Source organism: Alistipes sp. 56_sp_Nov_56_25, from assembly GCF_001915285.1.
In the GTDB taxonomy this organism is placed as follows: domain Bacteria; phylum Bacteroidota; class Bacteroidia; order Bacteroidales; family Rikenellaceae; genus Alistipes; species Alistipes shahii.
Map to the genome: position 1 here is coordinate 42306 of NZ_MNQF01000067.1, position 13464 is coordinate 55769.

Annotated in this window: 7 protein-coding genes; all 7 read right to left on the bottom strand. The window is 56.7% G+C overall.

What is annotated here, in order from left to right:
• Entirely contained in the window at positions 1–3273 is a 3273-nt protein-coding gene (locus BHV64_RS13125; RefSeq protein WP_276769253.1) for a DUF5107 domain-containing protein, read from the bottom strand.
• 40 nt (positions 3274–3313) lie between these two features.
• Positions 3314–4825 carry a hypothetical protein gene (locus tag BHV64_RS13130; RefSeq protein ID WP_147513253.1) on the bottom strand — a complete coding sequence of 504 codons (1512 nt, stop codon included), beginning with the start codon at positions 4823–4825 and terminating at the stop codon, positions 3314–3316.
• A 1-nt stretch (position 4826) separates the two neighbouring features.
• Entirely contained in the window at positions 4827–6242 is a 1416-nt protein-coding gene (locus BHV64_RS13135) for a DUF4886 domain-containing protein (RefSeq protein WP_161603995.1), read from the bottom strand.
• Positions 6232–8547, bottom strand: a complete 2316-nt coding sequence (locus tag BHV64_RS13140; protein WP_288116222.1) for a GLUG motif-containing protein — start codon at positions 8545–8547, stop codon at positions 6232–6234. The genes BHV64_RS13135 and BHV64_RS13140 overlap by 11 nt, the downstream gene beginning before the upstream one ends.
• A 154-nt stretch (positions 8548–8701) precedes the next feature.
• A complete protein-coding gene (locus tag BHV64_RS13145) occupies positions 8702–9808 on the bottom strand; it encodes a hypothetical protein (RefSeq protein WP_276764017.1) in 1107 nt (368 codons plus the stop codon).
• A 36-nt stretch (positions 9809–9844) separates the two neighbouring features.
• Positions 9845–11674, bottom strand: a complete 1830-nt coding sequence (locus tag BHV64_RS13150; RefSeq protein ID WP_288116226.1) for a sialidase family protein — start codon at positions 11672–11674, stop codon at positions 9845–9847.
• Between the two features lie 16 nt (positions 11675–11690).
• Positions 11691–13454 (bottom strand): RagB/SusD family nutrient uptake outer membrane protein, encoded by a 1764-nt coding sequence (locus tag BHV64_RS13155; RefSeq protein ID WP_229108296.1) that lies wholly within the window; start codon positions 13452–13454, stop codon positions 11691–11693.
• Positions 13455–13464: the final 10 nt, after the last annotated feature.

Consider the following 13464-nt stretch of genomic DNA (forward strand, 5'->3'; position numbering starts at 1 on the left):
CTATTTTTCAAACTGCTTCATGAACTCGTTTGCCCAGAGGTGATCCGGCTTCAGGCGCTGCACTTCGGCAAAGAGACGTTTCGCCTTCCCCCTATGTCCGAGTCCCAGATGACCGAGTGCCTGGGTATAATAGGCCGCCGAGTTGATAATATCGACCGTCACGCCCGTAGTTCCTTCAGCTCCGTAGAAATTAACGTGCTGTGTGACAACGGCAGCCTCGCCATCGGCAACCAGCGCCGAGAAGATGGCCTCCGCCTCCGCTTTCCGGCCCAGACGCTCCAGCGCAAGGCCCGTCCAGTAGCGGAAATCCTTGCTTCCCTTCAGTTCATAATCCTGTTCGGCGGCTAGTTTCCAATACTTTTCCGCCTCGGCATCCTGGCCAAGCGCGGCGTAAGCCTCTCCGAGACAATAGTTGATCTGCGCATCGTGCGTGGCCCGCTCGTCCACGAGGAACACCTGATGATTCTCCGGATAGGTAAACGCCTTCTTGTAAAGCGTCACGGCCTGTTCGACCTTACCTTCCGCTATCTTCTCCTCGCCGGCCAGGATCAACGCATCCACAAAGTTGTCATGGAAGTTGGCCACCCCTTCCCGCGTCGGGAAATAGCACCGGTCCAGAAGATCCAGCACATAGTCGTAATCCCCGACATAGGTACCCGTTATGACCTCCTGCGCCAAAGGATAATAGCGTTTCTCGGCTGTTGCATGGTGGCTCTTGAGCAGATCATAGCGTTCCTGAACGGGAGTCCCCAGGGCTTCCAGCACCTGATCGCACTCCTCCAGGTAAAGCGCCGCATCGGGATTCAACTCGATGGCTTTCCGATAACAGTCGGCCGACTTGGCGTAATCTTTCGTATGCAGCCAATGGGCCCAGCCGAGGTTCCGCCAGGCGAGATCGTTGTCCGGCTGTATCGCCACACACTTTTCCCACTCCCGGATGGCATTGTCGGGCTGAATGTTGTAATACAGATTGCCGAGGTAATAATAGGGCAGCGAAGAGTCCGAGCAAACCGACTTAGCCTTCTCCAGAACGGGGACCGTCTCAAGCCGGAACGGCGCGCAGTAACCGACCGGCAGCGACAAGGCCTCGCCAAAATAGCGATCCTCACCGGTCAGATAGCCCAGATACATCTTCACGGTCGGATACGGCACGCGGGCATCGATCTCCTTCAACAGATTGACGGCCGTATCTGTGAATCCATTGTGCCAATACTGAATGGCCAGTTCGAGGTAGGATTCCGGCTGTTCGCGCATAAAGCGCCGGAAGTCGTCGTGCGAAGCGGTTTCATGCAGCGCATAGGCATTGATCGGATCGTCGGCAAGCACGCGGTCGAAACATTGCCGCGCCTCCGCATCCCGGCCCAGGCTCTTCAGGACCGAACCTTTCAGATTCAGCGCCGTATAGTTACGGCCATTGTAGGCGATTGCCTCATCGAGCCGCTCCAGAGCCATGCCCCAGCGCTTCTCCTCCGAATACATCCGGGCCAGTTGCGTATTGGCCGCCGAATTATACGTATAATTCCAAGTCGCCCGATACAATGTATCGTAGGCAGCCTCGCGCTTGCCCTGTATCTGAAGAATCAGTCCCAGATTATACAGCGCCTCGACATCCTTCGGGCGGGTATAATCCTTCGTCAGACGCCGAATCGCCGTCCGAAGATACTTCGCAGCCTTGTCGTATTCGCCCCTCATCCGATAGTAGGAGCCCAGCACGGTATTGGTCCGGCTGTCCGAGGGATCCCGGCGGAGCACCTCCTCAAAATAATCAACCGGATTGACGAACGGGTTGTGGAACTGCAGGTTCCGAAGCCCCACGAGAAAACACTCCTCCGTGTTTTCGATCTGATGAGGCAGCAACGGCGGCTCAACGATCTCGGGCAGCGGAGAGTTCGCATCCTTGCGGACCGGCGTATAGGAGAGCATCCAGTTTCCATTCTCGTCCTTCAGGACCAATGTCAGTTCGTGATCTGCCACCCCGCTTGCCACGGCAACCGTATCAACCATCGGTTCGGCAGGAGACATTGCACCGCTGCGGGTGTAAAGAACTTCATCCCCATGGCGCAGTTCAAGGGTCAGTTTCGCATATTTTTCCGTAGCATTGGCCCCCACCAGAACCCGGTCCGACGACAGGCGGTCCAGGTTCAACGCAGCGTGGCGGCTACCGGCCTTCACGCCACCCATGTCCCGGATACCATACCAGTAATGGGTGAATTCCTTGCTCTCGTAGGGGAAACTCCAATTGTAATCAGGCTGGTTGTCGGAGTAGGCCCCCACCATCAACTCGCAATAATGGCCCGACGTATCAGTAAGAATCCGGGTGTCCCACTCGGAATTGGGGCCCCACAGCCAGAACTTGCCACCCTTGATGATGTTGTGATTGCCGACTAGCATCGTGCCAGCATGACGGCCGTGGTCATATCCGGCCACAAAGTCCTCCTTCTGGTCATGGATGAACATCGAGTTGCTCATGTAATGGTTTTTCCACCAGCTTGCATCCACACCATTCTTGTAGAAGTCCATATCGTTGAAGGGTTCATGCGTAACGGGCCAGTGTGCAAACCAGTTTTTACAATGGAACGTCACGAACTCCGTGCTCTGCGGAAAACAAATCTGGTAATTCTCGTCGACCAGCGTCGATACATTCGACCAATAAAGCATCGAATTGTTATTCTGAGTGGAATTGATCAAGCGTCCACTGATCTCCATATAGGATTTCCCCGGACGGAGCGTGATTCCGATCGCCCACTGCATCCGATGGCGATACTCAGTCTCGCCAAGCCAGATCGTCTTCGAGCCGTCGCGGTTATCGACAATCCGCCAGTCACACGGAATATGGCTGGTCTGGCGGTGATGGTGGAAGACATTCCACTCTACGCCACCACTGATCCACGCTCCGGTCATTCCCACATTGGCCGGCTTGACCACGCTGTTCCGGTAAAAGATGTCGTAACCGTTGGTCTTGTCGACGGCATACAACAACCGGCCTCCGATCTCCGGGAGTACGCACAACTTCACATACTCGTTCTCCATATAGAGACAATCGTAGGTCACATCCTTCTTCTTACGGGTCATATTGTCATTGAGCGGATAGGGATAGACACTTCTTTTGGCGCGCTGGTAGGACCAGTCCCGTTCAAAGATCGGGGCCTTTTCCGCCGGATCCAGGAGATAGGTCGGAAGCGTAATCGCACCCTCATAGGCTCGGACATCCTGAGCCGCACCCACACGAACCAAGGCTACGGTTACGGCCAGAGTCAATAAGAATCGTTTCATTGTTTTGTCTGTTATGGTTTATTGGTTTTCCTTTCTCTGATTAATTTTCCCACTCCCAGACCTGATCCTGCACCTGCAGGTCTTCGGTCATTCCCGACTCCGGGCCATCCGGTCCCGGAGCGACACTCCACAGGAACGCATTCACTCCGGAGCCTTCACAATAGAAGTAGAAGGGAGACTGATAAATCTTGCCGTCGTTGTAGGGGAGTTCCCTCTTGACGACCCTATTGCTTTGGGTATCGGCCTGCAGGCTGCCATCCGCACAGATCAACCGGACCTTCAGCAACCCGCGATGAATCGGATGCTCAAGCGCGAACGAATAGGAGACAACACAACCATACGGGCGTATTGCAAAGGAGGCCTCGCAGCGGGTTCCGTCCCAAGCCTCGATCTCCGAAACCTTTCGTTTCCATTCGCCGCCATCAAACCACTCCACGGTCCAGAAGACCGGTTGCTGACGCCCATAGAACGGAGCTTCGAAGGAGACCACACTCCCGGCATCGAGCGCTCCGACGGGGAATACGAACTCGAAATAATCCCCGGTCCAGATTCCCTTCACGCCGATCGAGCCAATGTCGCCCGTATTGATCAGTTCACGTCTCTGATAGAGCGTTGCACTGGGTGCCGAAACCTGATTCCACGTCGCATAGACCTGTTTCTGGGCAAAGCAATGCCAGATTCCCTGATTGTTCCACTCCGGCTGGTCGTCGCTGTAATTATAATAGCCGATACGGGCGGACGGATTCCGGCCCAGGGGGAAGCTAACCGGGAATTCACAGGGTAGGAACGGATCGGCTGACGGAACATAAGCCGACAGCGTCTCTCCCGCCCTCACGGAGAGTCCGGCATCAGCCGTCCCGGAGAGGATCGTGGAGGAGAGCGACTCACCCTCCGTCGTGCGGAAGCCGACCGGGATGCCGCCCGACGGGACGGTGAAGGGTTCGACGGCAACAGGCACAATCTGCGCCTGGTCGAGCGTCAGTCCTTCGCCGAAATCCATCATTACGCCGAGGAGCGACAATTCGGCCAACGTGACGCTCTTTTCAGCCACCAGATCGGCCGGAATCTCCAGTGCGAGAATCGAACACAGCGGGCGTTCCGAGACGGGAATCATCACCGTTTCGATCACCTGCTCCATGAACGTCTCCCCATAGACGGCCCGAACCGGGTTCTGGCCGTAGGTTTGGTTCTGCGAGACGCGAATCTCCTCGAATCCCGTTTCGGAATAGGGGCTGAACACCGTATAATGCAACCCGGCGTCGCCGTAACTGGCACAGATGCGGTCGGCATCGCTCTTCGGCACCAGCGACACCCCGTCGGCCGAGACCTTTGCGACGTACTTCGCCACACGGCCTTCGGTCAGCGAGACCGTACCTCCGTTGCGTCGGCACGTTGCCGTCACACCCATCTCCATGCCCTCCGTGACGGCACCCGCCGCATCGGACAGCACGAAACCGATCTGTTGCGGGAGATAGATCTCCCGGACCTCCCCCTCCTTGGAACATGATGCCAATGCCAGCACCATGAACAGACTTGCAAATATCCTTTTCATATCAATACAAACTCATATCGGTAAGTGTCAGCGGATGATCCGCGGCCGCATGGGCTGCATGGCGGCAGATCTCGACATTTTCGTCCGTCACCGGGATGGAATGCGCCGTGGAATGCTCCAGCTTCACATCGTATCGGTAGGTATTGCCCGAGAGATCGAGTCTAAGGCACGGCTCGAAGAGCGTATAGAAGATGGTGCAGGCTGCCGCATAACGGCTGACCCCGTAGTCGAGGTGGAAACCATCCCGGGAGAGATCCTGAACCGGATCATCGTTCAGACTCGATGTCCGCAGATTCTGGATGCAGGTTCCCGTGGCGATCACATCGTCGATGCAGGTACCATCCAGCACCTGCTGCGCAAAGTCCGTGATAGTCTCATACATCTTCATCTGATCCGAATCGAAATAGGTAGCCACTAAATCAGACTGTGCCGCAAAGGTCTGCGTCAACATGAACAATACGGTGGGACGCTTCTCCGGATGCGCTGCAAAGACCCGATCGATCAACGAATTGATATGTCCCTTCTCCTCCTCGGTCCAAGACCAGCAGCAACTGTTGCCCGTGTACTCCATGAAGGTCACGACATCCCAATCCTCGGCTTCGACGGCATATTTTAGGTTCGTGTCATACTCCTCGTCGCCGTCCCAGTCCTTTTCGCCCGGGCGCCAAGTCCGATACGAGCAGAAACGATCAGCCTCGTAGTTATCATCGTATTGCGGCAGCGTACAGCCTCCGTGATAGACCCGCCCTATGAGGACGCGCTGCGTTCCGTCGGCCGTGAGGATTCCCGGCAGGTGCGCTGTGGCATCCACATTGAAACTGTTGCCGACGAAGAGCACCTTGAGCAATCCCCGGTCCTTGGGCAGCGGCGGGTTGAACCGTTCGCGGATCTCGCTCGCCACCGGAACAACGCTGCTCCCCGCATAGTAATAAACATATTTGCCGCAATCCATGACGCATCGTCCGGTCGACACGATGTCGGTCTCACGACCGGCCACAATCAAGAAGCCGTCGGCGGAAACGGCAAGCGTCGGAGCCTCATACCAGGTATCGCGTACGTTCAGTTCGATATCGAGCTCCTCTGCCGCAGCGGTTCCCGCGGCGTAATGCACCAGCCGGCCCTCTGGAGACAAGGCCAGATAAGGGGTTCCGGCAGGCAAGGTGATCGAGGCGTTGCTTTGCAGAACAACCTCCAGACCCGCATCCGTACAGGTGAGTGCACGACAATAATCCATCTCCTCCGAAGCCTTTTCGAAGAAAGTCAGGTATTTTGCCGATTCCCCGGCAGAGACATTCTCCGTTGCCGCCCAGTCGGTTATTTCGACCAAGGTATCCTCTTTGCTGCAGCCCGGCGACAGAAGGATCACCAGTTGCGCCAGCAGGCTCAGCACCATCCAGTTACAGCATCTATTCTTCATACCACACAATATTTGAAGTGGTCGGTTGTACATTCGAAGCGGGATCGGCCAGGAATCCCGAGAAATTGTCGGCCCCGACACCCGCCGACACTCCATCTTCAGAGATCTCGCCCGCCACCTGCGTATCGGATGCGGTTGCAGCGGTCACGACATTGCCGAACAGAAGCCCGGTCAGAAGGGATTTGCCCGAAGGAGTCCAGGCCTCGATCCGGCTCTGAATGAGGCAGTCGCCGGCAAGTGTTACATCCCGGCGGGCAAAGCCCACGGCACCACCCGCAGCCCCGATGTAGTAAGTTGCATCTACGGAACGGACATCGCCGGAAGAGGTAGAGCCCGTGATCTCGGTTCCGGTTGCCAGACCAACAAGACCGCCCAGCGCCGTCGTATTCACGGCCGTAGTCCATCCGCCAACAACGGCACCCTTGTTGTGACAGGAGACGATGCGCTGGAGCTGGTCGCCAACTCCGATGGCTGCACCCACGATACCTCCGGCAGCATCGAGCCGGGCCCCCGAAGAGTTCGGCATGATGCCTCCGCTGTGTCGGCACGAAACCTGAACGGTGCCTTCGTTCACACAATTCTCATAGCGCGTATCAAAACCGTTGACCTCGACATCGAGTGCCCTGCTGTCACCCGCCGCCGTGGTAAACCACGCCGCACTGCGGCCGAGAATACCACCCACCGTCGCCGAGCCATTGTTGGAGGCCGCTTTGTCCGCGTCGTCGGTCCGGATGACGTCCCCGTAGTTCTCGCAGCCCGTGAAGCGGACTCCGTTCATGTAGACGATGCCGCAGATTCCGCCGAATCCCGACCGGATCGGTGCGGCTCCGGCACACTGGATCGTCAAGTTGCCATGATTCTCGCAATCGACAAAGTTGCCCGCACGACACGTCTCATCGACATCGAGCTGCGTTGCCGTTGCGGTTCCGAGCACCGTATGGCCGATCGCCGCCAGGCCCCCGCCATAGAATCCGCTGGAGGCCGAAGCCGTCTGCGTGACGGTCACATTGCCATAGTTGATACACCGCTCCAGAGTCCCGCCATTCTGAGCGACAAGCGTCCCGAAGATCAGAGAGCCGGATACGGTCACCTCCGTATCGGCGGAGTTGGTGCAATCCCGGATCACGCCCAGGTTGACTTTGGCGATAACGGCGTTGCCTGCCGAGGCCGGATTGGCCATAGTGGTGAACGCCCCGTCGAAATTCAGATTCCGGACGACCCCCTTTTCACCAACCGTCGCAAAGAGAGGCCACACGTTCGCCCCGGCCGTCATCGTCTTGCCATTTCCCTCAAACGTCCCTTCGAACGTTCCGTTGGCATAGGCGAAATACTCCGGAACAGTAAGATCCGCCATCAGATTGACGGTCTGACCTTCAAAAGTTTCTCCCGCAGCGATCTTCTCGGCAAAGAGCTCCCAATCCGAGACACTGAAGATATCGTTCGATGAGGTGCCACCCTCCGGCTCGAAGGCGAAGCTCATGTCATAAATCCGACCGGCCGTTGCCGTAAAGGCGTTGACGCTCTTGCGGACCTGATAGTCCCCCGATACGTCTTTGACCTGCACCGTCAGACCGGCGGCATATTCCCCTGCCGGGATAGCGATCACCATCCGGGATCCCAGCGGAGCGCCCTGTGTCCCGCAGCGCAACTCGACCTGAGACGCGGCACTCTCCTGCGGCGTCAACGTCCAGAGATCAGAGCCATACGTTGCCTGAAAGGCTCCGCACAGGGCCGACCCGTCGTTGGCAGACAGTACCACCGCAGCGATAGGTTCCGGATCCGAGGCTTCGGAGAGCGTCACCCGCAAATAGGCCATGGCGTGCCGGAACCGGAGCGAAGCCCCGTCGGCAGCCTGGGCGAGCATGACGGCAGCCGCAGGATCGAACTGATCGGATTCGCTCCAGGTCTGAACGTTCGGCAGAAGGAGCGTCAATGCGCCGGATTCGTACTTCGAAACAACCGACGCAGGATATGCCGCATACAAGGTCGACTCAAACCCCTTCAGGAAGGTAAATTCCGCCGAGCGGCGGTCCTCCTGGATGGAGATTGACTCGGAAGCAATTCCATTGACAGAGATGCAGTCCGTCTCGTTCCAGAAGACGGCATAACTCGTTTCGTCCTCATTCGGGGACATCGAGGTTCGGGTGTCCGCAGCGCCCTCCTCAAGCGACGCCCGGATAACAAATCCGCGAGTTCCGCCACCGTCGTCCATCGCCTCCTGCTTCTGGCACGAAACGCCCGAAGCAAGCAGGAGAATCACCGACAGAGACTTCATTATCAATCTGTTCATATTCATTTTTTCCATTATTTTTCATTGCGAATCGAGTAGGGTTCGGGCATGGGCCGCCCTGAGGGGGTGCCGATTGGCTTGATCGGCACCCCCTCCGCACGGGATCAGGCTCCTGGTCGGCTCTTTTTTCTATACCTGAACTTCTGTTAAGATTCCGAACGACGGAACATCATTCGGCAACGCCCGTCATACGCCGGATGAAGGCCACCTCCTCCTCGTTCCACGGCGTACCGTCGGCATGGAGGATGTCATGGAACCACACCTCAGGCTCTTCAGCCCAGGGGATCGACCGGCCTTTCTCATCGACCTTGTTCCACGGATAATGGAAGTTGCATTTCCCGGCCGTCAATCCGAAATTGATCGCCCCGACATTGTATTTCTTAAAGATAGGCATCGCCTCCTCGAAGGTCGAGATCGGACGTCGCATGTATTCCGTGCAGACCATCGGTCGGCCATAGGGAAGCAGAGTCTTGATGAACTTTTCGAGAACGGTTCCGCTCGCATAGCAATGGAAGCTGATCACGTCGCTGTTTTCCAGAGCAAAAGTCACCTCTGGAAGGCTCGTTCCAGGAACGCCGACCTCACGCCACAGCGGAGCCGTCAACGGCTGGGAGGGGTTGCAGGAGCGCGCCCACTCGAAGGTAGCCTTCATCAACGGCACGGAATTGGTCACACCCCGGCGATGGTTTTCGGGCTCATTGTACAGACACCACAAGAGGATTCGCTCATCGTCGGCATAGCTGCCGATCAGATCCTTGACCATGGCTTCGAGTTCTCCCCAACGGATCGGATCATTCACATAGTCGGCGCCGGGGGTCATCACCCATTGCGAGTTGTGGTTCCCGCGTACGGCATCGGGTTGTTTGCCCAGATGCGGATCGATACATTTTCCCCCGTTCGTCCAGAAGGTCGGCAGCGCCCGGATCCCGTGCTTGTCGCACAGCTCCAGGAACTGAGAGAAACGCTCCTTGAATCCCGCAGGATCCGCCGTGTAGACGAGATTGGAGAAGAAGATCCTCACCGTATTGAATCCCAACCCCTCCGCAAACCCCAGTTCACGGTCGATCGTCTCGGGATCAAAGGTCTCGGCCTGCCACATTTCGATCTGGTTGATGGCCGTCGAGGGCACATAATCACACCCCACGATCCAGCCCTTGTCCGCCATCCATTGATTGGCCCGTTCGGCCGACCAGCGTTCGGCCACTACCGGGGCTTTGCAGCACGAAGCCGCCAGAAAAAGAATCGAAGTCGCTAAAAATAAGATTTTTTTATTCATAATCCGTCGTTTTTTAATTCAATCGCAATCTGAGGCTCAATCTACCTGAATGGAAAGCCATTTGGACGTATTGCTGGCATCGCAAAGGACATCCTCGACATTGGCCGCCGCATCAAAATATCCGAAGTTGACCAACACCCGTCCATTGACCAGTTCAATCGAACTGCGGGGTACGGCGATCTCGGCCCGAAAACCGTTATCCTGATCCGTCTTGTCCGTCGGAGTACCGTCGAAGGCCCCGGCATACGATATCCCGAAATCAGCCTCGCGCCACCCTCCGGCATATTGGTCCGTACTCTTGATCCGGTCATATCCGAAACGGATTCGGCGAGATTTGGCCGAAAGGTTTTCGGTATCATTGTCCGGAGAGAGCAGGATGTAGGCAAAATCCGTGGAGGAGAGACTCTCGTCGAAGACCTCCACCAGGAAATAGAGGTTCTCCGCATCCGCCGAGCAGCGCAGGGTGGCCTGAGCTTGGCAACGGGAGCCGACAAAAAGAGCCTCATCGCTCTCCGCCCACTCGGAATCGTCACCATCGAGCGCCACCTGACGGGATGTCGCCCGAATCGAATGATTCAGATGGAACCGGGCCAATGCGATGGTTGCATTGTCTGCTCCGTCCCGCGAATCGCGCATACTGGAGAGCACCGTATGCGAGTCCGTCAAATCCAGTCCTCCCCAGGAACCCACATCGGGCAAGGCCGGCAGGTCTGTTGCCCCGAACTCCGTAGCCGTAGCATTCCCGATCCGGAAATGCTGCCGCGAATCCCTACCGCCATAGGCCAACAACGTCTCGCCCGAAGGGAACTGCACCAGATAGGGCGCCGCGCCACGCATAACGACACTGTCGATACGACGCTCTTTCGGGGTAATTTCATCCCCTTCCAGATAATCCCAGGTGCCGTCTTCATGGGAAAAGACCATGGCGATCGAGAACTGGTCGCTGTAACCGCCCGAAGCGTTCACCACCCGCTGATTGCAGCTCTCCATGGCAAAGGCGAAGCGGTTCGATTCGTTCAGGATGATACCCACCGGCATCTGATAGGTATAGCACCACATGTTCTTCTGGGCATTCCACCAATGCTTGCGCATTACGCGATAGGCTGATTCTCCCAAGGCCGGCTCCCAGGTCTCCCCGCCGTCAATCGACCGCAGCATGTCCGTTCCCGAGTGGCTGCCGCTGGTCCACGGACGACTCTCCGAGAAAAAGCACTGGATCTCACCCGAGGGCAGCTCGATCAGATGCGGCTCCCAGCAGGGTCCGTGATAGATCTCCTTTTCGCCGAACCAGGTATAACCCCCATCCTGGCTCTGTTTGACGACAATCCCCTGTTCCGCCGTATAATTCGGATTGCTGTAGGTATTCACCGTACTGAAACTGGCCACAGCCAGCAGTTCGCCATTCGCCAACTGAAGGGTATTGGCATTAGTAAATCGGCGTACGTCCGGTTTTCCCAACCCGTTGTAGACGTTCTGCCCCTGCCACAGATATCCCATGTAGACCCAGTTCTTCAAATCGCGGCTCAGTGCATAATACGTATTCTCGCCGTTTCCATTCACTCCCACGGCATCCTGCCAGGTCAGAATATAGCTTCCGTCGCGCAAGGTCCGGATCCGCGCATAGGTCGGCAGATAAACATTGTTGGCCGCCCCCAGTTCGATGTAGGAGCGATAATCCATTTTCACGGTGGAACGGTCCCAGTCATCCGCATGGGAATTGATTTCGGATTCCCCACGGTTCAGGCGGGTGAATTCGGTCAGTTCCAGACTCGTCTGCGTTCCTCCACCCTGACTACCATGGTCTCCGCCCTGTGTCTCTTTCGTACAGGAAAGGGTCAACGCAAGCACACACAGCACTCCCAACATGCCGCAAGTTCGATTTTTAATTCCAACCTTCATTTTGCTTGATATTCGTATTTTTTTCAACTTCCGATTGCGGGATGGCCCATTTCAGGTAGGCGTCACCGCCCCAAATATAGGTATAGACGGGGGCACCCCAAACATTCTGCAGGCCGTTCTTGGCAACAAACTTGTCCGTCTTCCAAGTTCCCCATCTCAACTCCTCGAAATAGAGCTGCTCTTCGCAGGCCAGTTCCCACTTCTTTTCATTGCGGATGCGGACCCTCATCTCCTCAACCCCCGACACCTTGGTATTCGTATTTCCGGGAGCATTGAGCAAGGCGACTCCGGCCCGGTTGCGGACCCGGTTCACATAGGAAACCGCCTCCTGCCAACGCCCCTGTTCGTTAACCGCCTCGGCCAGACTCAGCAACACGTCGGCATAACGGATGATCGGGACATCCACCGGGTTGTAACCGATGTTGGTATACTCGCGTCCCTTGGTCACGAACTTGCGGATCGGGTAAAGCATATAGGCATTGTTCCCGTAGCGCAGGTCCAGGCTTGGTGCCTGCCAGTCCCGATAGGGGTAGCGGCTCGTATAGGTCACGACCGATCCCGAGGCTCCGCCGTCATAGGTCGAATAGGGCGTGATCGCAATAGCGGCAAGACGCGGGTCCCGATTCTCATACGCCGCACGCAGGCGCGCCTCATTGCCCGAAGCATCGTATTTCGACATGTCGGCCCCGTAGGTGTTCATCGCCGTCTTCTCCGTATCGGTCAACCCGTTGCGCAGGAAGTAGACGCTGCGGGCCTCGGGCGTCATCGAGCTGTATCCCGGGAAGTAATCGTCCCAACTGAACGGTTTCCCGTCGATCTCCTCAAAGGAGTCGATGAAATTCACATTCAGATAGTGCTGATACTTGCCGTAGCCCACCGTGCAATAATTGCCGTAGTTGTTCGAGAAAGCGTTGCCCTGCCCCTCCTCTTCCACCATCTGCACCGAGAAAACCATCTCCTCGCACTTTTCGTTGGTTTCGGTGAAGAGGCTTTCATAGGAACCGGGGTAAAGATCGTATCCGCAGTCTCCCACCTTATCGAAATCCTCCTCGGCCAGATCGTACTGCTTAAGCCACATGTAGGCCTTGCCGCGCAGTGCATAAGCAGCGCCCCTGGTCACGCGTCCGTAATCGGCGTTCCCGGCCACATACCGATCGGGAATCTCGGAGCAATCAATGCAATCAGTGCAGTCCTTCACGACTAGTTTCCAAATCTCCTCTTCCGACGAGCGGCCCAGGCGATACTCGTCCGGAGCCAGGTTCCGATCGTAATAGGGGACCCCGCGCCACAGCGCATTCAGGCGATAATAGTGATAGGCCCGCAGGAACTTGCACTCGGCAATGCGCTTCGCCTTCGTCGCATCGGACATGTCCGGCACCCGGCCGATGTTCTCGATCACATCATTGGCCCGGTTGATCCCCTCGTAGAAACGTTTCCAATAGGTCTGGAACATCGAATTGTTCGGCTGCAGCGTCCCAAAAAGGTAGTTGTAATCGAGGTTGACGATTCCCTCCTGCGGGTCCATGACCGAAGAGAACGAATCCCAGTTCAGGACGGAACGGTCCGTCGAATTGTAATCGTAGAGCAGGTTGGAATAGACCCCCGTCACCACACTTTCGGCCAACGTCGCCGAGGAAAACATGGTCGAGGAGCTGTTCTCACTGTAGGGATAACGGTCCAGAAATTCGTTGCACGAAATCAACGACAGAAGTCCCGCACCAAGAATCGATATTTTGAGAGCTTTCATACCCGTATGC